Source organism: Paenarthrobacter sp. NPDC018779 (assembly GCF_044391085.1).
Taxonomy (GTDB): domain Bacteria; phylum Actinomycetota; class Actinomycetes; order Actinomycetales; family Micrococcaceae; genus Arthrobacter.
On sequence record NZ_JBIRZS010000002.1, the window covers coordinates 180,775 to 199,841 of the forward strand.

At 64.9% G+C, this 19,067-nt stretch carries 14 protein-coding genes; 9 read left to right on the forward strand and 5 right to left on the reverse strand.

Translation table 11 applies throughout. From position 1 onward, the window contains the following. Positions 1-2 precede the first annotated feature (2 nt). The 5 genes from ACH488_RS03215 to ACH488_RS03235 all read left to right on the forward strand — a co-directional run bounded on the left by ACH488_RS03215 (position 3) and on the right by ACH488_RS03235 (position 5,698). Positions 3-863, forward strand: coding sequence for a uroporphyrinogen-III synthase (locus ACH488_RS03215; RefSeq protein WP_397322225.1), 861 nt, complete (start codon positions 3-5; stop codon positions 861-863). Next, positions 860-1,840 carry a porphobilinogen synthase gene (hemB, locus tag ACH488_RS03220; protein WP_397322226.1) on the forward strand — a complete coding sequence of 327 codons (981 nt, stop codon included), beginning with the start codon at positions 860-862 and terminating at the stop codon, positions 1,838-1,840. The genes ACH488_RS03215 and hemB overlap by 4 nt, the downstream gene beginning before the upstream one ends. Continuing rightward, positions 1,840-2,931 (forward strand): LLM class flavin-dependent oxidoreductase, encoded by a 1,092-nt coding sequence (locus ACH488_RS03225; RefSeq protein ID WP_397322227.1) that lies wholly within the window; start codon positions 1,840-1,842, stop codon positions 2,929-2,931. The genes hemB and ACH488_RS03225 overlap by 1 nt, the downstream gene beginning before the upstream one ends. Before the next feature lie 53 nt (positions 2,932-2,984). Beyond that, positions 2,985-4,304 (forward strand): glutamate-1-semialdehyde 2,1-aminomutase, encoded by a 1,320-nt coding sequence (hemL, locus tag ACH488_RS03230; RefSeq protein WP_397322228.1) that lies wholly within the window; start codon positions 2,985-2,987, stop codon positions 4,302-4,304. Between the two features lie 113 nt (positions 4,305-4,417). Further along, entirely contained in the window at positions 4,418-5,698 is a 1,281-nt protein-coding gene (locus ACH488_RS03235) for a glycoside hydrolase family 3 N-terminal domain-containing protein (protein ID WP_397322230.1), read from the forward strand. Between the two features lie 77 nt (positions 5,699-5,775). On the opposite strand, the gene ACH488_RS03240 is transcribed toward ACH488_RS03235, so the two are convergent. The 4 genes from ACH488_RS03240 to ACH488_RS03255 form a co-directional block, all read right to left on the reverse strand. Next, positions 5,776-6,513 carry an amino acid ABC transporter ATP-binding protein gene (locus tag ACH488_RS03240; protein ID WP_397322231.1) on the reverse strand — a complete coding sequence of 246 codons (738 nt, stop codon included), beginning with the start codon at positions 6,511-6,513 and terminating at the stop codon, positions 5,776-5,778. Then, a complete protein-coding gene (locus ACH488_RS03245; protein WP_397322232.1) occupies positions 6,510-7,274 on the reverse strand; it encodes an amino acid ABC transporter permease in 765 nt (254 codons plus the stop codon). Before ACH488_RS03245 ends, ACH488_RS03240 begins: the two co-directional genes overlap by 4 nt. Before the next feature lie 12 nt (positions 7,275-7,286). Beyond that, positions 7,287-8,237 (reverse strand): ABC transporter substrate-binding protein, encoded by a 951-nt coding sequence (locus ACH488_RS03250; protein WP_397322233.1) that lies wholly within the window; start codon positions 8,235-8,237, stop codon positions 7,287-7,289. A gap of 324 nt (positions 8,238-8,561) precedes the next feature. Beyond that, positions 8,562-9,272, reverse strand: coding sequence for a 3'-5' exonuclease (locus tag ACH488_RS03255; RefSeq protein WP_397322235.1), 711 nt, complete (start codon positions 9,270-9,272; stop codon positions 8,562-8,564). 65 nt (positions 9,273-9,337) lie between these two features. Here ACH488_RS03255 and ACH488_RS03260 point away from each other — a divergent pair, with 65 nt between their 5' ends. Genes ACH488_RS03260 through ACH488_RS03270 form a run of 3 tightly spaced genes read left to right on the forward strand, consistent with a single transcriptional unit; the run spans position 9,338 to position 16,649 of the window. Then, positions 9,338-9,754 (forward strand): MGMT family protein, encoded by a 417-nt coding sequence (locus tag ACH488_RS03260; RefSeq protein ID WP_397322237.1) that lies wholly within the window; start codon positions 9,338-9,340, stop codon positions 9,752-9,754. Next, the gene (locus tag ACH488_RS03265; protein ID WP_397322238.1) at positions 9,751-13,143 is read left to right on the forward strand and encodes an ATP-dependent helicase; all 3,393 of its coding nucleotides are present in this window, start codon (positions 9,751-9,753) and stop codon (positions 13,141-13,143) included. The genes ACH488_RS03260 and ACH488_RS03265 overlap by 4 nt, the downstream gene beginning before the upstream one ends. Further along, a complete protein-coding gene (locus ACH488_RS03270) occupies positions 13,140-16,649 on the forward strand; it encodes an ATP-dependent helicase (protein ID WP_397322240.1) in 3,510 nt (1,169 codons plus the stop codon). The genes ACH488_RS03265 and ACH488_RS03270 overlap by 4 nt, the downstream gene beginning before the upstream one ends. 59 nt (positions 16,650-16,708) lie before the next feature. Here ACH488_RS03270 and ACH488_RS03275 read toward each other — a convergent pair whose 3' ends face one another. After that, positions 16,709-17,902, reverse strand: a complete 1,194-nt coding sequence (locus ACH488_RS03275) for a macrolide 2'-phosphotransferase (protein WP_397322241.1) — start codon at positions 17,900-17,902, stop codon at positions 16,709-16,711. 168 nt (positions 17,903-18,070) lie between these two features. Between ACH488_RS03275 and nudC the strand changes: the two genes are divergently transcribed. After that, the gene (nudC, locus tag ACH488_RS03280) at positions 18,071-19,060 is read left to right on the forward strand and encodes an NAD(+) diphosphatase (protein ID WP_397322242.1); all 990 of its coding nucleotides are present in this window, start codon (positions 18,071-18,073) and stop codon (positions 19,058-19,060) included. Positions 19,061-19,067: the final 7 nt, after the last annotated feature.

A 19,067-nucleotide genomic window follows, 5' to 3' on the forward strand; every position in this document is an offset into this window, starting at 1 on the left:
CCATGGCTGCTGCGGGCTTGCAGGGTCGGCGTGTCCTGATCACCAGGAGCGCCGACCGTGCCCGCACGCTTGCGGCCCTGCTGAGGAGCAAGGGGGCCATACCGTTGGTCCTGCCCCTCATCGACTTTGAGCAGGCCACCGATCAGGCCTCCCTGGATTCTGCCTTGGACACGCTCGCCGCCGGCGGCTACGAGTGGCTGGTGGTCAGCAGTACCACCACGCTCCGTGTGCTGATCGGGAAGGCAGCCGAGCGCGGCACAACTGCTTCACAACTGGTGCCTGCCGGTACGAAAGTGGCCACCGTTGGTTTGTCATCACAACGGGCACTCGAAGCCGCCGGGCTGCGCGTTGACCTTTGCCCCACTGGTGAGCAGTCCGCCGAAGGCCTCCTCGAGCTGTGGGACGCGCCAAACGCACGGATCTTCCTGCCCCAAGCGGACATCGCCTCACCGAACCTGCGGGAGGGGCTGGCAGCCATGGGTGCCACCGTTGACGCAGTTACTGCCTATCACACGGTCGAGTACCCGGCCCATGATTCGCGGCGGCTGACAGCGGAGCTGCCTGCCGCCGTCGGACTTTCCGATGACGGGCTCCCGCCGCAACTGACGGCTGAAGCCGCGAAGGCGCGGCTCGGCGCCGGGGCGTTGGACGCGATCGTCGCTGCCTCCCCGAGTGCGGTGCGCCGGATCGCCCAAGCCCTGCTGCCGCTTGGGGCCTGCCGCCTGGTTGCGATCGGCCGCCCCACCGCCGCCGAGGCCGCCCGGATTGGCCTGCCTGTGGCGGCAACTGCCAAGGAACCCACACCGGCGGGCATTGCAACCGCCCTGGAAACCATCTTCGCCAACGAAGGGAACCCCCAATGAGTTTTCCAAACCACCGTCCCCGCCGCTTGCGCACCACCCCCGCCATGCGACGCCTCACGGCCGAGAACCGCCTGGCGCCGGCCGACCTGATCCTTCCCGCGTTCATCCGGGAAGGACTCACGGAAGCCAGTCCCATCACCTCGATGCCCGGAGTGGTCCAGCACACCACCGACACCCTCAAGCGGGCGGCCGCAGAGGCCGTGGAATTGGGCGTTGGCGGCATCATGCTGTTCGGCGTTCCTGCGGTTCGCGATGCCCGCGGTACGGCGTCCCTGGACCCGGACGGCGTCTTAAACAAGGCGATTCGGGATGTCAAAGCCGAAGTGGGCGACGACCTCGTGATCATGGGCGACGTCTGCCTCGATGAGTTCACGGACCATGGACACTGCGGAGTCCTGGATGCCAACGGCTACGTGGACAACGATGCCACGTTGGAGATCTACGGGCAGATGGCCGTTGCGCAGGCGGAGGCCGGCGCGCACGTGCTGGGCCCCTCCGGAATGATGGACGGCCAGATCGCCGTGATCCGGCAGGCGTTGGAGGAATCCGGCCACAAGAACACAGCCATCCTGGCCTACGCAGCCAAGTACGCCTCCGCCTTCTACGGTCCTTTCCGGGAAGCCGTCGACTCCCAGCTCAAGGGTGACCGCCGCACCTACCAGATGGACGCCGCGAACCGACGCGAAGCGATTCTGGAAGTGGAACTGGACCTTGAAGAAGGAGCCGACATGGTCATGGTGAAGCCTGCCATGAGCTACCTCGACATCCTTGCCGATGTAGCAGCCATGAGTCCGGTGCCCGTCTCGGCCTACCAAATCTCCGGTGAGTACGCCATGATCGAAGCGGCCGCCGCGAACGGCTGGATCGACCGGCGTGGGGCCATCACGGAATCCGTGCTCGGCATCAAGCGGGCCGGTGCCGATACCGTGCTGACCTACTGGGCCTCCGAACTGGCAGGCTGGCTGAAGGAGTCCTGATGACCCTCACACCGTCCGATCCCACGGCGCCGGTTGGTGCCGGACGCATCCTCCTGGGCCTGAACACTTTTGGCGACGCCGGGCTCGATGCCGAGGGAAATCCCAAGGAACACGCCCAGGTCCTGCGCGAGCTTCTGGAGGAAGCCAAGCTGGCCGACGCTGTCGGAATCCATGCGTTTGGGGTGGGGGAGCACCACCGCCGTGATTTCGCGGTGTCAGCACCTGAGGTCTTCCTGGCGGCGGCCGCCGCAGTGACGTCGAGGATCCGCCTGGGAACTGCCGTGACCGTGTTGAGCTCGGACGACCCCATCCGGGTGTTTCAGCGCTTTGCCACGGTTGATGCCCTTTCCAACGGACGCGCAGAAGTGATGCTCGGCAGGGGATCGTTCGTCGAATCGTTCCCACTGTTCGGCCTCGATTTGGCCGATTACGAGGTCCTGTTCGAGGAAAAGCTGGACCTCTTCCACAAAGTCCGCGCGCAGAAGCCCGTGCACTGGGAAGGGCGCACCCGACCCAACGTCAACGGACTCCAGGTCTACCCCCGCCTGCAGCACCACCTGCTGCCGGCCTGGATCGGGGTGGGCGGGACTCCCGAATCCGTGGTGCGGTGCGCCGAATACGGCTACCCGATTATCTTTGCCATCATTGGCGGAGAGCCGCGGCGATTCGCGCCGCTGGTGAACCTCTACCGGGACGCCATGGCCAGATACGGCCACCCCATGCGGCAGATCGCAACGCATTCTCCCGGTTTCATTGCCGACACCGATGAAGCCGCCCGCGAGGAGCTGTTCCCGCATTGGCTCGAACAACGCAACCGGATCGGAGCCGAGCGAGGCTGGGGACCGGGCAACCGGGGGGAGTTCGACGCCATGTGCGGCCCCGAAGGCGCACTGTACGTGGGTTCGCCCGAAACCGTGGCCCGGAAGATCGCCCTGCTCAAGAGCAACCTCGGCGTGGACCGGTTCGACCTCAAGTACAGCAACGGAACACTGCCGCACCAGTCCATGCTGCGCTGCATCGAGTTGTACGGGACCGAAGTTGCGCCCCGTGTAGCCGAACTCCTGGACGACGCGGAAGCAGACGCCGGCTGACGCCTGGCGCCGATCCAGCAGGCAGCTCCATCATCACTGAAAGAATAGGAACCATGACTTCAAACACCCCTGTGTCCGACCAGCTGTTCGACCGCGCCCAGTCCCTGATGCCCGGCGGGGTCAACTCGCCGGTCCGTGCTTTTGGCTCCGTGGGCGGAACACCGAAGTTCATGGTCTCGGCCAACGGCGCCTACCTCACCGATGCAGATGGCAAGGAATACGTGGACCTGGTCTGCTCGTGGGGTCCTGCCCTCCTGGGCCATGCGCACCCGGCAGTGCTGGATGCTGTGCACGCGGCAGTGGACCGTGGCCTCTCTTTCGGCGCTTCCACTCCGGATGAGGCCAACCTGGCCGCCCTCGTCAAGGAACGGGTGTCCGCCGTCCAGCGCCTCCGCATGGTTTCCACCGGCACTGAGGCGACCATGACGGCCGTCCGCCTGGCCCGCGGTTTCACCGGCCGCAACCTCATCATCAAGTTCGCCGGCTGCTACCACGGCCACTTGGACGGCCTCCTGGCGTCCGCCGGTTCAGGGGTGGCCACTCTTGCCCTGCCCGGCTCGGCCGGCGTCACGGCCGCGGCCGCCGCGGAGACCCTGGTCCTGCCCTACAACGATCTCGCCGCCGTTGAAGAGGCCTTTGCCGCGCACGGCAGCCACATCGCCGCTGTGATCACGGAGGCAGCACCGGCCAACATGGGCGTCGTTACTCCGGCCGAAGGCTTCAACGCAGGATTGTCCCGGATTACCAAGGAACACGGCGCCCTCCTGATCCTGGACGAAGTCCTGACCGGCTTCCGCACCGGCTACGCCGGATACTGGGGCCTGACCGGACGCCAGGAGGGTTGGGCACCGGACCTGCTCACCTTTGGCAAGGTGATTGGTGGCGGCATGCCGACGGCGGCCCTTGGCGGCCGCGCGGATGTCATGGACTACCTGGCACCGTTGGGCCCCGTTTACCAGGCCGGAACGTTGTCCGGGAACCCCGTTGCCATGGCGGCCGGTGTTGCCACGCTGACCCACGCAACACCCGAGGTCTATGCCCACGTTGATGCGCGCTCCCTGGAACTCTCCGCGGCCCTTTCGTCTGCGTTGGACGCCGCCGGAGTGGACCACTCCATCCAACGGGCAGGAAACCTGTTCTCTGTCTCCTTCGGCACCTCGGCCAACGGAGTCCACAACTACGCCGACGCGCAGGCCCAGGAAGCCTTCCGCTACGCGCCTTTCTTCCACTCCATGCTGGACTCCGGCGTGTACCTGCCGCCGTCCGTCTTTGAGGCCTGGTTCCTGTCCGCGGCTCACGATGACGCCGCGATGAACCGCATTTTCGACGCGCTTCCGGCCGCAGCCAAGGCTGCTGCCGCCGCCCAAGCCTAGGCCAGGACTTCGGCGCCTTCGAAAGTTGCAGGCAGCAGCTTTCGAAGGCGCCGTTTGCGTAGGCGGGGTAGGCTCGTAGGGGAAACCCAACCCCAACGAATCAACGGTTTACCATGCGTACCACCAAGACCATTGCATCGCTCAGCACCACACTTGCGGCGGCAGGAGTCATCGCAGTAATGGCCTCAGGATGCACCGTCAGTGGCGGCAATCCCGCCCCAGCGGAATCACCCGGTCCCTCATCGACGTCTCCGGCCCCGCCCACTGGTTCAGCCGCCGCCGCACCGTCGGACGCGGCTCCGTCCCCGCAGCCGACCCCCTCCGCAGCGGCGGTATCGCCCCCGGCAACCCAGGACGCAGCTGCCCGGCAGCTCTCTGCCCTGAGCCTCGAGCAGCGGGCAGGGCAGTTGTTCATGGTCGCGGCCAAGGCAACGGGCCCCGACCCCGGGACCATGGAGGCATTGGGCAAGTACCACGTGGGAAATGTCTACCTGAGCGGACGCAGTAAAGCCGGAGCAGCCGCGACGGCGGCCGTGGTGGCTTCCTTGAAGGCCACGGTCTCGCCGGCTACCACCGGGAACCTTCCGTTGTTCGTAGCCACGGACCAGGAGGGCGGCACCGTGCAGGTTCTCTCCGGGCCCGGGTTCTCCGCCATACCGTCGGCCGTGGCCCAGTCCGGGCTCGGGCCCGACAAGCTGCGTTCCAGCGCGGCCTTGTGGGGGAGAGAACTGCGAAGCGCCGGGGTCAACGTGGACCTGGCCCCTGTCCTTGACACGGTAAAGAGCGCGGAGTTTGCTCCATCCAACGGTCCGATCGGACGCTTCCAGCGCCAGTACGGCTACACACCGGAGCAAGTGTCTGTGCTCGGGAACGCCTTTGCCCAAGGCTTGGCCGATGCCGGAGTGGCGCCCGTCGTGAAGCACTATCCCGGACTGGGCCGGGTGGTTCCCAACACGGATGTCAGCAAGGACGTGCGGGATACAGAAACTACCCGTACGGACCCCGCTTTGGCGCCGTTCAACGCAGCCATCCGTGGCGGTGCCCAGTGGGTCATGTTGTCCAACGCCTACTACGACCGCATCGACCCCGCCAACATTGCGCCGTTTTCCCCGGTGGTGATGGAATCGATGCTTCGGACGGACGCAGGGTTCAAAGGAATCATCCTCTCCGATGACATGTGCAGTGCCGCGCAGCTGGAACCATGGACCAGTGCAGAGCGGGCCACCAACTTCTTTGGCGCCGGTGGCACCATGATGGTTTGCGCGGACCCTGCGCGGATCCCGGAAATGCACCAGGCCGTAGTTCAGAAGGCACAGACGGATCCCGCGTTCCGGGCCAAGGTGGATGCCGCAGCCCTGGCTGTGCTGCAGGTCAAGGCCACGGCCAAGCCTTAAACGGCAAATCCCCGGCCTCCGCTGGTCCGTGGGGACCGCCGCGGAGGCCGGGGATTCGCTGTGTGCGTCGGCTGCGTCTAGAGCACGTCCGAGAGGAAGCCCTGCAGGCGTTCCGTCCGTGGATCAGTGAAGAGCTGTTCCGGTGGACCGGACTCCACAACGACGCCGGCATCCATGAAGGTCACCACATCCGAGACGTTCCGGGAGAACCCCATCTCGTGGGTCACCACCACCATGGTCATGCCGCCCTGGGCCAGGTCCGTCATGAGGGCCAGGACGCCCTTGACGAGCTCCGGGTCCAAAGCCGACGTGGCCTCGTCGAAGAACATCACTTCCGGCTTCATGGCCAAGGCGCGTGCGATCGCAACGCGCTGCTGCTGTCCACCGGAGAGGTTGGCAGGACGCGTGTCTGCCTTGTGCTTCAACCCCACCAGGTCCAGTTGGTTCAGCGCTTCTTCGCGGGCCTGGTCCTTGGACATGCCGCGGAGCTTGCGCAGTGCCAGGGTGATGTTCTCGGCCACTGTCTTGTGCGGAAAGAGGTTGAACTGCTGGAACACCATGCCGATGCGGCGCCGGAGTTCATCCGGATTGTCCTTCAGGACGGACTTTCCATCGAGCAGGATGTCTCCCTGGTCCGGCTCGATGAGCCGGTTCATGACGCGCAACAAGGTCGACTTGCCGGAACCGGACGGGCCAATGACGGACGCAGTGGTGCCCTTTTCGACGTGCAGGTCGATGCCACGGAGGACATGGTTGCTGCCGAACGAAAGGTGGATGTTCTTTGCCGTCAGTGATCCTGATGCGAAATCGCTCATGCCTGGGCTCCCTTCCCGACGACTGCCGCGGCATCGTCCGGTTCCTTCTTTTCCGGCCGGCCTGAACGCAGGCGGGCGTCAATCCAGTTCACGAAGTGCGTCAACGGAATCGTGAGCACCAGGTAGAACACAGCTGCAGCAACGTAGGGGGAGAGGTTTCCGGTGGTAGCCGCCGCATCCTTGCCGATCTGGAAGATTTCGCGTTCAGAGGCCAGCAGGCCCAGGAGGAATACCAGGGAGGATTCCTTGATCAACGCGATGAACTGGTTGACGAGCGCGGGAAGAACCCGTCGGATGCCCTGGGGAACCACTACCAGGCGCATGGATGCGCCGTAGCCGAACCCCAGGGCACGCGAAGCTTCCAACTGGCCTTTGTCTACGCTCTGGATACCTGAGCGGAAGATCTCGCCGATGTAGGCGCCGGACATCAGCGACAACGCGGCGATGGCCATTGGATAGGGACTCGTGGAGCCCGTCAGTTCGCGGATGATGGGACCGAAACCGAAGCCAATCACCAGGATGGTCAGGACCGGCGGCAGGCCACGCAGGATGTCAGTGTAGACACGGGCGATCCAGCGGGCCACTGGGTTCCGGGAAATCCCCATGAGGGCAAGTGCCATGCCCAGCAGTGTCCCGATGATGCCTGAGATGACTGCGAGAACCAAGGTGTTCGGCAGGCCGACGGCGAACATCTTGGGGATGACTTCGCCCATCGCCTCCCAGTCAAGGAAGGTGTCAGAGAGTTGCTTGAGGATATCCACGGAACCTCCGGTTTACTTGGCCGGGAGCTGGACGGCCTTGCTGCCCGGCTTCCAACCCTGCGGGGTCTGCTCTGCGGCAGTCTGGCGGTCCTTGTACCACTCGGAGGTGAGCTTGGTCCAGGTGCCATCCGCGATCACTGCGTCCAGGCCGGAGTTCAGGGCGTCGATGAGGGCCTTGTTGTCCTTGTTCACGGCGTAGGCGGTGAAGTTCTGGGTGTTGACCACCTTTTCGGCAATCTTGGTGTTGTCGCCTTCCTTGACCTGGCCTTCAGCCTGCTGGGACGGAGCAACCCAGGCGTCGATCTGGCCGTTCTTCACGTTGCCGTAAACGGTGTTGTAGTCGGGGAAACGGACCGGCTCAAGGCCGAGCGTGTTGGTGACATAGTCGTCCTGGACAGTGCCCTGGACGACGCCGATGCGAACGCCATCCTTGAGGTCGGCGAAGCCGGTGACCTTGGCGTCGCTCTTGGTAACGACGGCCATGTAGCCGAAGTCATAGCCGTTGGTGAACGCGACCGTTTTGCGGCGCGCGTCCGTGGTGGAGATCGAGGAGGATCCGACGTCGAACTGCTTGTTCGCCACCTGCGAGAGCAGGGCCGAGAAATCGGTGGACGCGAACTCGACCTTGAGGCCCAGCTTGTCGCCAATGGCGCGAAGGAGCTCGTTGTCGTAGCCCGTGAACTTGCCGGACGGATCAATGAAGATGTTCGGCGGAGCGTCGGAGAGGGTGCCAACGCGGAGGGTGCCGTCGGTGATGAGGCCAAGCTTGGACTTGTCGATCTTGTCGATCGGCGTGACATCGGCGGTGGTGTACTTGTCCAGTGTCTGCTGGTCGCTGCCGGCGAGGGCGTCCGTAGCTGAGCTGCTGGGCTGGGAGGAACCTCCGCCACAAGCTGCGAGGGAGATCACCAGGGCTGCTGCAACGGGGGCAGCAGCCAGCCACTTGGGGGCTTTGAATTTCATGAAGAAATCACTTTCATCGATGGTCACGGAGACGTTACGCGGTGGGCGGGGAACGTGGCAGCGCCTGGATCTTGGCTGCCTTAGCAGACTTCAACCCGCCAAACTTAATTATGTCACCACGCCGCCAGGAGGCCGTGAATCGAACAAGTGATTGCTTGAATTCACTTGTGCCGAATATAAGCACCGATGATTGCTGTGTTGGCCCCGGTGTGTTCACGCTGTGGGCCAGTCTGGGAAATCGGCGCCGGTTCGCGGCGTGTTCCGGAGTTCCCGAAAATCATGTGACTTGCGTCGCAAGTCTTAACCTGCCCGCTGGGCTCCGGTCTAGAACCCGCCGCGGCTGGCGTCCTCCGGCGGGAGGACCGGCCACTCGCCTTCGATGACTGCCGTGGGCTTGCTCCGCCGCAGGTATTGCTGGAAGTCAGCAGCCTGCGAGGCAGCCCAGTCCACTTGCAAATGGTGCAGCTTGGAAGCAGGCATGTGCAACTTGGGGAATTTGCCGGCCATGGCATCCAGGACCCTGAGTGTGGCCAACGCGTCCGCGGCCGACGTATGGGCGTTGTCCAGGTCCACGCCATATTCCTCGCACAGGGCGGTAAGCGTCCGCTTGCCTTTCCTGAAGCGGTCTACCTGCTTGTTCATGACGTACGGATCCAGCACCGGGAAGCGGCTCAACTGGGGCACGCCGTGGCGTGCCGACTCCGCTGCGAGGACCGTGAAGTCGTAGCTGGCGTTGAATGCGATAACCGGGGTGCCGGCGTCGAAAAGCTCCTGGAGGACGGTGGCGACTTCCCTGGTGACGTCTGCTGCGGGCCGCCCCTCCGCGCGCGCTTTCGCAGTGGTGATGCCGTGCACCTCACTGGCCTCGACCGGAATCTCCACGCCAGGATCTGCCAACCATTCGTGTTCCTTGATCAGCTCGCCATGTTCGTCAACAACAGTGATGGATGCTGTGACAATGCGGGCGGAGCGGGAATTCTTCCCCGTCGTCTCAAGATCGAATGCTGCACGGGGAAGGGTATTCCAGGAACTCATGGTTTCAAGCTACCGGCTGGCTCCGACACTATTGGGCACGACACTCCTGCAGCTAGGCTGATCACATGCGGATGGAGTACGTAACGGCGGTTCTCGCCGTGGTGGACCTCATTCCGCCGGGTGCCGCGGTTTCCTACGGCGACATCGCAGAGCTCCTGGGAGCAGGTGGTCCACGGCAGGTTGGGGCTGTGATGAGCCACTATGGCAGTTCCGTTTGCTGGTGGCGGGTCCTGCGGGCCAACGGCGAAGCTCCGCCCGGGCATGAGTCGGAAGCGTTGCGGCACTACCTTGAGGAGTCCACTCCGCTGCACGGCGCGCATGCGGAATTCCTGCGGACCGGTGAGGGGCGCTGGCGGGTAGACCTCGCCTCTGCGAGGTGGTCGCCCACGGAGTCCGATTTCGACCACCTTGATGTGATCTCGGACCAGTTGGAGCGTCAGCTCCATATTTTGTCGGTGCCCGATGATGAAATGACTGTGTGACCGCAACAGCTTCCAAGAACCGGGGGACCCCGGCCTCACTGCGCCTGCTTCCACCGCGCGAAGTCCACTTCGAGGCACCGGCATTGTCCGCGGACCAGCAGGCAGTCGTGTCCTTGGGCCGGGGGAGCGGCCCGGTCCTGGTGCCCGGCGGACCGGGGACGGGCAAGTCCACCGTGCTCGTCGAGGCGGCGGTGCGGCGGGTCATGGAGGACGGGCTGGATCCGGAAAACATCCTCATCCTCGCTCCCGGAAGGCATGCCGCCGCGGCGCTGCGGGACACTTTCACGGGACGGCTCGCCCGCAGTTTAAGTACGACGCCGGCGCGCACCTGGGCGTCGTATGCCTTCGATGTCATCCGGCGCGCCAAAGCGGAAGGTATCCTGCCGCTGCCGCGGCAACCAAAGCTCCTGTCCGGTCCGGAGCAGGACCTCATTATCAAGGAGTTGCTTGAAGGGCACCTCCGGCCCGGCTTCGAGCTGCCCTGGCCGGACGATTTGTCGGCCGCTCTTCCCACCCGGGGCTTCCGGCACGAGATCCGGCAGCTGTTCGACCGCATCATCGAATCCGGCCGAACAGCCGAGGATTTGGCGGCACTTGCCGGCGATTGCGGGCGGCCCGACTGGATTGCCGCCGCGGAACTCTACCGCGAGTACAGGGACGTGCTGGACTTGCGCATGCCTGAGGCCTTCGACCCCGCGGGAATCATCACTACCGCGCGCCAGATTTTCCAGGATTCGCCGGCGTTCCTCGCCGCCGAGCGTGAACGGCTCCACCTGATCCTGGTGGACGACGCCCAGGAGTCCAACCCGGCGGTTTTCGAACTCCTCGCCGATATCGGTGAGAACAAGGACATCGTGGTGACGTACTCGCCGGATACCGTCGTCCAGGGTTTCCGTGGGGCGCGCCCGGACCTGGTGGCTGATCTACCGTCGCTCGTGGGCGGTCCCCTCGAAAATGTCCTGGTGCGCCCACTCGGGATCACCCATCGGCATGCTGTTCATGTCGCGGAAGCGTGGCACCGGGTCGCTTCGCGGATTTCGCAACGGTCCGGTGGCCGGCTGGCGCGCCGCCTTGATCAGCCGAGCACTGCTCAGCCGACCACTGAAAAACCGACCACAGCCCAGTCGGCCACTGCTCAGTCGACCACCGCCCCGCCGGCCACAGCCCAGCCGGCCACTGCCCAGCCCCCAACCGCCGGAGCCGGCACGGTGGAAGGCCATATTCTCCCGTCGACCGTCCACGAACACCGGTATGTTGCCCAACGCATCCTGGAAGCCCAGTTGCGGGACGGCAGGGAGCTCAGCCACATCGCGGTGATCGTCCGCAATGGCGGGCAGATTTCGCAACTGCAGCGGTATCTGAGCGGCCAAGGGATACCCGTGCGCGTGCCGGTAGCTGACTCCGCCGTGCGGGACGAGGTTGCCGTTCGCCCACTCCTGCAGGCCTTCGCCGTGGTCCTCGATCCCGCCACGCTCACCCCTGAAGCGGCTGTCTCCCTTCTGACCTCGCGTCTTGGCGGTGCCTCCGCCATCGAGCTGCGGCGGCTTCGGCAATCCCTGCGACGCGAAGAGCTGCAAGGCGGCGGGGGCCGTTCCAGCGATGCCCTTTTGGTGGAAGCCCTGCTGCAACCGGGCTCTCTCGCCACGTTGGGCATGGAGGCCAGTGCGGCCCGCCGCCTCGCCCGGATGCTGGCAGCGGGAACTGCTGCCGTCAAAGAACCCGGAGCGAATGCTGAATCCGTCCTGTGGGCGTTGTGGCACGCCACAGGCCTCGCTTCGCGATGGTCGGAAGCAGCGCTTGAGGGCGGCAACGCCGGGGCCCGGGCAGACCGGGACCTCGACGCCATGATGGCCCTGTTCCATACGGCGGAGCGGTTCGTTGACCAGTTGCCTGGGTCCGGGCCCGAACAATTCCTGGAGTACTTGCTGAACCAGGAATTGCCCATGGATACGCTCGCCGCCCGTGCCCAGCTTGAAGAATGCGTTGAGTTGTTGACGCCGGCCAGTGCTGCCGGCCGCGAATGGCCCGTGGTCATCGTCGCCGGGCTCCAGGAGGGCGTCTGGCCCAACACCCGCCTTCGCGGCGAGTTGCTGGGCAGCACGCTTTATGCGGATGCCGTGGAGCACGGCGTGGAGTACTCCCTGGGACGGGGGCCCTTGAGCAGGCTCCGCGATATCCGTTACGACGAACTCCGGTCCTTCTCCACTGCGGTATCCCGTGCCCGCGAAGTCCTCATCTGCACGGCTGTCTCGTCCGAAGACGAGCAGCCTTCAGCGTTCCTGGACTACGCAGCACCGCTGCCGCCCGGGGAATTCCAGCGGGAGTACACGCCCGTGGACCGGCCCATGACGCTTCGGGCGCTCGTGGCCGAACTCCGGCAGCATGCCCAGGCAGCGGAACCTGGCGTGGGTGAACCGCACCTGGCACAGGACGCCGCGCGCGTCCTGGCGCAGCTCGCGGCGGCCCAACCGCCTGCTCCGGGTGCGCATCCGGATTCGTGGTGGGGACTGGCCCCACTGAGTTCGGAGGAGGCGATCGTTCCCGCCGGTGGGACCGTCAGTGTCTCCCCGTCTAAGGTCGAAGCCGTCCACAAGTCTCCCCTCGACTGGTTCGTCCAGGCTGCCGGCGGGGAAGCTGCCACCGATTTCGCCCGCAGCCTCGGTACCCTGGTCCACGGCATCGCACAGGAGTTCCCGGAGGCATCGGGGGCCGAATATGTCGCTGAGCTTGTCCGCAGGTGGCCAACCTTGGGCATGAAGGACAACTGGGAGGGCAAGCTCGACTTCCAGCGGGCCGAACTCATGGTCAGGAAGTTGGCGCAGTACGTGCTGGTCATGAGGAGCGAAGGCAGGTCCTTGGTGGGCGTCGAGCATGACTTCGAGGTTCGGCTTCCGGACCTCAGCGTCCCGGTCGAGGAGAACGATTCCGCGGTGCCTGCTGTTCGCCATGCCGTTCTGCGGGGCCAGGTGGACCGCTTGGAGATCGACGCCGAGGGCCGCCTGGTCATCGTCGACTTGAAGACGGGCAAACGCCAGCCGGGCAAAGCGGAGGTAGCCCGGCACCCTCAACTCGGGGCCTATCAGGCTGCGGTGCTGATGGGGGCCTTCCAGGACCGGGAAGGAGTGGCGGATGACGGGTCGCTGGCACCCGGCGGAGCAGTCCTCGCACAACTCGGCACCAAAACAAAGACGCCGGTGGTCCAGCAACAGGAGGCGCTGGACAGCAATGACAATTGGGCTGAGCCCATGGTCACCGAGGCATCGCACCTGATGGCGGGGGCCACGTTCGAGGCCAGGCACGATCCCGGCAAGAGTGGACATGGCGGCCACGGCTGCCGATTGCCCGATGTGTGTCCACTGTGCGCCCGAGGAAAGCAGGTAACGGAATGACGCTCGAACTCCTGGACGGAGCAGGTTTCTCCAGGGCCGGTGGCATCGGTGACCCCGTGGAACAGCTTCCGGTTCTTTTTTCGCCGGACGAGCTCGCCGGAATCCTCGGTGAAAAGAACCGGCCTACGGCGGAGCAAGCATCCATCATCGAGTCGCCGCTTGCCCCCCGGTTGGTGATTGCCGGCGCCGGTTCCGGCAAGACCGCCACCATGGCCGACCGCGTGGTGTGGCTCGTAGCCAACGGCTGGGTTCGCCCGGAGGAAGTTCTTGGCGTCACCTTCACCCGGAAGGCCGCTGGAGAGTTGGCCAGCCGGATACGTGCGAAGCTCGCAACACTCCAGCGCATTGCGGCGGCCGACGACGGTCGGATCGGTTTTCCCCCCGGCCTCGCCGAGGCCGACGAGCTTGAGCCGAAGGTTTCCACCTACCACTCGTACGCCAGCGGACTTGTGTCCGATCACGGCCTGCGACTTGGGATCGAACGGGACGTCGTGCTCCTGGGTGGCGCACAGTCGTGGCAGTTGGCCAGCGAGGTTGTAGAAGCCTACGACGGTGAATTCGAGCACTTTACGGCCGCCAAGTCCACATTGGTCAACGCCGTTATCCAGTTGGCCGGAGAATGTGCCGAGCACTTGCAGGAACCTGCCGCGGTCCGCGAGTGGATTCTGGACCGCGTGTCCGGTTTTGAGCAGCTTCCTTATGTTGCCGGCGCGGCAAAAAATCCAACGCAGGCGGCCAAGGACCTTTCTTCGATGCTCCGTACCCGCGCGAGCGTGGCCGACATGGTGGTCCGCTACCAGCAGGCCAAACGCCAACGCGGCGTCTTGGACTTCGGTGACCTCGTTGCACTGGCGGCGCGGATCGCCAGTGACATTCCACAGGCGGCCACGACGGAGCGGGCACGCTACAAGGTGGTTTTGCTGGACGAGTTCCAGGACACCTCGCACGCACAGCTTGTCTTGTTCTCCCGCCTCTTCGGCAATGGACATGCTGTGACTGCGGTGGGAGACCCGAACCAGTCCATCTATGGCTTTCGCGGTGCGTCTGCCGGCCAGTTGTTCCACTTCGTTCAGGAATTCCCTGTGCGCATCACGGACCCGCTGTCCGGTGCCGCTTCATTTGCCGTCGCACCCACCTCCTTCCTGACGACGGCATGGCGCAATGGCCGCACCATCCTGGAGGCAGCAAACACCATCGCCGCGCCGTTGAACAAGGCTGCGGTTACGGGAGGTCCGGCAGGCGATCGGGAGATGTCCGCCGTCGTGCAGGTTCCTTCGCTGGTGCCCAGCCCTGTTGCTGCCGAAGGCAGCGTGGTGCTCGGCCGGTTCGGTACCGACGAAGACGAAGCCGCAGTGATCGCGAAGGATATCCGACGCTACCGGCGGACCGTGTTCGAGGAGGAAAAGGACGGTAGCCCGGTCAAGCCCACCATGGCAGTACTGTGCCGGCGGCGGGCCCAAATGGAACCCCTTCGCCGTGAGTTCGAGCTCCAGGGGATTGACTACCAGATTGTGGGCTTGGGCGGCCTCCTTGATACCCCTGAAATCGTGGACCTGGTGGCCACGCTCAGGGTCTTGGCGGATCCGGGTCGCTCCGACTCCTTGATGCGCCTGCTGGCCGGCGCCCGTTGGCGCATTGGTCCGGCTGACCTCATGGCGTTGGGGGACTGGTCCAAATACCTTGCCCGCAGGCGCTCCAACCCGGATGTCCACACCGCCTATCCCGACGATGACGAAGACCCTGATGCTGTGGTGGTCGAGAGTGACATCACCGACGCGGCCAGTTTGGTGGAAGCCTTGGACTTCCTGCCGCGGCCAGGGTGGACCTCGGGCCACGGCCGCTCGCTGACCGCCGTGGCCTTGCAACGCTTGCAAAAATTGTCTGCCGAATTACGTTCGTTGCGCAGCTACATCGGTGATGACCTCACCACGCTCCTCGGCGAAGTGGAACGTGCCATGCTCCTGGATATCGAGGTCGCCGCCAAACCGGGAACCAGCGTCCATCAGGCGCGCCGCAACCTGGATGCCTTCCAGGATGCTGCCGCCGGCTTCCTGCAGACCTCACAACGCATCGACCTCCTGGCGTTCCTGTCTTGGTTGGAGGCCGCTGCCTCGGAGGAGGGTGGCCTGGATGCAGCGCCCGTCGAGGCCAACCGGGAGGCTGTCCAATTGCTGACGGTCCATGCTTCCAAAGGGCTGGAATGGGACGTGGTGTTTGTCCCCGGCCTCAACGCAGGAGCCTTCCCCAGCAGCAGGGACTCGCGGTGGAGCAGCGGGGCGGCGGCGTTGCCTTGGCCGCTCAGGGGCGACCACGCCGACCTTCCCCAGTGGGACCTGGACCAGCCGGACCAAAAGGGGTGGCTGGACGCTGAAAAGGTGTTCAAATCGGACGTCCAGCACCATGGTGAGGCCGAGGAACGCAGGCTCGCGTATGTGGCATACACCCGGGCAAAGTTTGTTCTCTGGGTCTCAAGCGCGGCGTGGAACGGCTCAAGGGCAGGAATTGCGGAGATGTCCGCCTTCCTGTCTGAACTGGGGCCGCTGGCCAAGGGCAACGGCCCGGCCACCATCCACCCCGAGTCCGTTGCGGAGGAGTCCCTGCCAGATTCCAGCCCGCTCACCGCAACAGTTGAGGTGGCGCTCTATCCCTACGATCCCTTGGAGGGGCCGTCGGATCCGCGCACCGGCAACAGGCTGAGGCTGGTTCCCGGCCGGCGTGTCGGTATGGACCTCGCGGCCTCCGCTGTCCTCGCGCACCTGGATGAGCCAGCAACGGAGAGCTCCAGCGTAGACCCGAACAGCAGGGCTGGCCGCTGGGCCCAGGAAGCACAACTCCTGCTGGACCGGCAACGGCAATCCAACGCCCACAGCGACGTCCATTTGCCGAGCCACATTTCAGCCTCGCTTTTTGTGGATCTGGGGGCAGACCCTGCCGCCGTGCTCGGCCAGCTCCGCAGGCCGGTGCCCCGTGAACCGGGCATCTCGGCCCGGAAGGGGACTGCCTTCCATGCATGGGTCGAGGAATATTTTGGCACCACGGGCATGCTTGATCTCGATGAGGCTCCCGGGCAGGACGCGCATATCGATGAGGCCTACGGACTTGATCAGATGGTTGAAGCCTTCAAACAGTCCGAGTGGGCCAACCGTGCGCCGGCGTTCGTGGAAGTTCCCGTCGAGACAAAAATCGGGGACGTGGTGGTCCGTGGCCGGATTGACGCTGTGTTCCGTGACGCCGACGGTCGCTGGCAACTGATCGACTGGAAAACCGGCCGTCGGCCCGCAGGCAAGCAATTGGCTACCCGGGCTGTGCAGTTGGCCGTCTACCGGCTGGCCTGGTCACGGCTTAAGGGCGTACCGCTGGAAGATGTCAGCGCAGCTTTCTACTACGTCGCTGAAGACGCGGTGGTCCGTCCGCACGACCTTGGGCAGGCAGCCGACCTTGAAGGAATCATCGCGCGTGCCCTCAACCATCACGGCCCGGGCCATCCAGCACAGGAGACCCAGTAGGCGGAGGCTTGGGCAGATCTGCCGGGGACTCCTGAGCCAACTGCCGGGTGACGTGGGTTTCAGCCCCTGAGCGGGGTCACGTTCACTACGCCGATGGCGGCCGTTGAGGTGTCCTCCGGACCAGCGGCTTCATCGGAGTCGCCGTCTGCTGAGCGGCCGGACGTTGCGTCGGTCTCGGCTGGCTGTTCCTCTGCAGGGACAGGTGACACGGACACGGAGGCGGCACCGGCATCTGGAATGGTCGCGACGCTGACCGCCGGCAGCACACCGTCGGGTGTTCCTGTGGGCACGGCAGCTTCGGCGGACGCGCGCTCTGCGCGTTCGGCTTCGTCCAGCCTTGCCTGTTCTTCGATGTCGTCGGCAAGGGACTGGAGCATTGACTCCGCCTCTGCGGTCATCTCCTCGTGCCCGGCGGCCATGGCCTTGACCAGGTATTGGGCCAGGGCGAATTCGGCGAGCAACGCGGCCCGCCGCAGGAGGTGGCCGTCCGGCGTCTCGCGTCGGACCTGGGTGTAGCGTGCCAGGACCGCGTCGATGAACGGCGCCTCGTTGGAGGCCACCAGCCAGGCGAAGTCGTCGGCTGGGTCTCCGATACGGAGGTCCGTCCAGCCGGTGACTGCCGTCACGGCGTCGTGCTGGACCATCAGGTTGTCTTCGTGCAGATCTCCGTGGACCACCGAGGGATTGAAGCGCCAAAGCGCCACGTCTTCAAGTGCGTGCTCCCAGCGCCGAAGCAGCGCCGCGGGGATCTTGCCAGTGGTTGCGGCCTGGTCCAACTCGTTGAGCTTGCGTTGACGGAACTCGTTGGCCGAGTAGCTGGGCAGATCTGCGCTGGTGACCAGCGCCAGCGGCAGGTCATGGATCGCTGCCAGGGCAGAACCGATGTCCCGCGCGAGGTCCGCGTTGCCGGCGGACAGTTCCTCAATGGAGAGCGTGGCACCCTGCAAATGGGCATAGACGAACGTCGTCAGGTCCCCTTGCCGGACAGTCCCGGCGATGGTGGGCACATGGAACGGCAACTCAGCCCTGATGGCCGGGGCGAAGGCGCGCAGGATCATGAATTCGGATTCCAACCGGGTGCTGGCTTCGGGATGCCGGGGAGATCGGACACGCCACCGCTTGCCTTCCGCGTCAAGCAACAGCGCCGAGTCGAAGTCGGCGTCGTCATCGGAAGAATGAGCCGTAGCCGTCGGCGCCAATCCAGGCACCGCCGCAGTTGCTACAGCGGCCAGTTCAAGCGGTGTTCTTCTCACGTCTCCAACGGTAGATTGAGCGGAGCCGATGGCCATGATGCAGTGCGGCGAGTCTCCAGATCCGTAGCAAAACAGGGCTCCAGCGCACTTCGAAGCGCCTGTCCGGACGTATCCACATCAAGGGTCCGCCAAATGTTCTTTGTCGGCATGAGTCAGTACGGTAGATACATGACCTACACGGAGTCTCCTGCGCCGGCCAATCACCTCATGGACACCGTCCTTCCAGTGCGTCCTGCCGTGGTGGACCGTGGCTCTGGTGCCCGCCTCAAGCCGGGCATGGTGGAGGACCTGATCGCCTCGGGAACCGCCCAGGCCATGGTCATTTCGCAGCGCAAGGCCCTGGTGACGGAGCAGGGACTCTGGTTTGGTGATGCGCTCCGCCTGTGGGAGGACCTGAAACTGGCGGAAGACAACCCGGCCACTGCAATCTACCTGGGCACCACGTTGGGGCCGTCCTCCCTTCCGGAAGGCAGCACAGTGCTGCTGTTCACGGTCCCTGAACCCCCGGCGCCAGGCACGTCCGTGATACCGGCTGACGCTGAGTGGGCGGGCTTCCGCGAAGTCGCCGGAAGGCTCGACGCCAGCGATACTGCTTTGTTCATCGAAGCCAGCGCCATCAGCAACTGGCATGCAACACACACGCATTGCCCGCAGTGCGGTACCCCTACGGACCTGGAAGCAGGCGGATGGGTGAGGCGCTGCCCCAAGGACAACTCCGAGCACTATCCCCGGACAGACCCGGCCATTATTGTCACCGTGGTGGGTCCGGATGGCCGTCTGCTCTTGGGCGGCGGCGGTCCCACGGACGCGAAGAACTACTCCACCCTGGCCGGCTTCGTCGAGCCGGGCGAATCCCTGGAGCAGGCCGTGGTCCGGGAAATCGGGGAGGAAGTCGGTGTTCGCGTAACCGCGTGCCAGTATCTGGGCTCGCAGTCCTGGCCGTTCCCGGCTTCGCTCATGTTGGGTTTCACAGCCACCACCAGTGATTCCGTCGCCAGGCCCGACGGCGTCGAGGTCACCCGTGCGCGGTGGTTCAGCCGCGAGGAACTCCAAGCGGCCGTGCTGAGCGGTGAAATCACCATTTCCACCAGGCTGTCCATCGCACGGTCCCTGATTGAGCATTGGTATGGCGGCGTGATCGAAGACCTCCAGCCGTGACCCAAGG

Coding starts and splice junctions, on each gene's coding strand:
- hemB (WP_397322226.1), top strand. CDS start 860: ATGAGTTTTCCAAACCACCGTCCCCGCCGCTTGCGCACCACCCCCGCC.
- ACH488_RS03250 (WP_397322233.1), bottom strand. CDS start 8,237: ATGAAATTCAAAGCCCCCAAGTGGCTGGCTGCTGCCCCCGTTGCAGCA.
- ACH488_RS03255 (WP_397322235.1), bottom strand. CDS start 9,272: ATGAGTTCCTGGAATACCCTTCCCCGTGCAGCATTCGATCTTGAGACG.
- ACH488_RS03235 (WP_397322230.1), top strand. CDS start 4,418: ATGCGTACCACCAAGACCATTGCATCGCTCAGCACCACACTTGCGGCG.
- nudC (WP_397322242.1), top strand. CDS start 18,071: ATGACCTACACGGAGTCTCCTGCGCCGGCCAATCACCTCATGGACACC.
- ACH488_RS03270 (WP_397322240.1), top strand. CDS start 13,140: ATGACGCTCGAACTCCTGGACGGAGCAGGTTTCTCCAGGGCCGGTGGC.
- ACH488_RS03215 (WP_397322225.1), top strand. CDS start 3: ATGGCTGCTGCGGGCTTGCAGGGTCGGCGTGTCCTGATCACCAGGAGC.
- hemL (WP_397322228.1), top strand. CDS start 2,985: ATGACTTCAAACACCCCTGTGTCCGACCAGCTGTTCGACCGCGCCCAG.
- ACH488_RS03240 (WP_397322231.1), bottom strand. CDS start 6,513: ATGAGCGATTTCGCATCAGGATCACTGACGGCAAAGAACATCCACCTT.
- ACH488_RS03225 (WP_397322227.1), top strand. CDS start 1,840: ATGACCCTCACACCGTCCGATCCCACGGCGCCGGTTGGTGCCGGACGC.
- ACH488_RS03260 (WP_397322237.1), top strand. CDS start 9,338: ATGCGGATGGAGTACGTAACGGCGGTTCTCGCCGTGGTGGACCTCATT.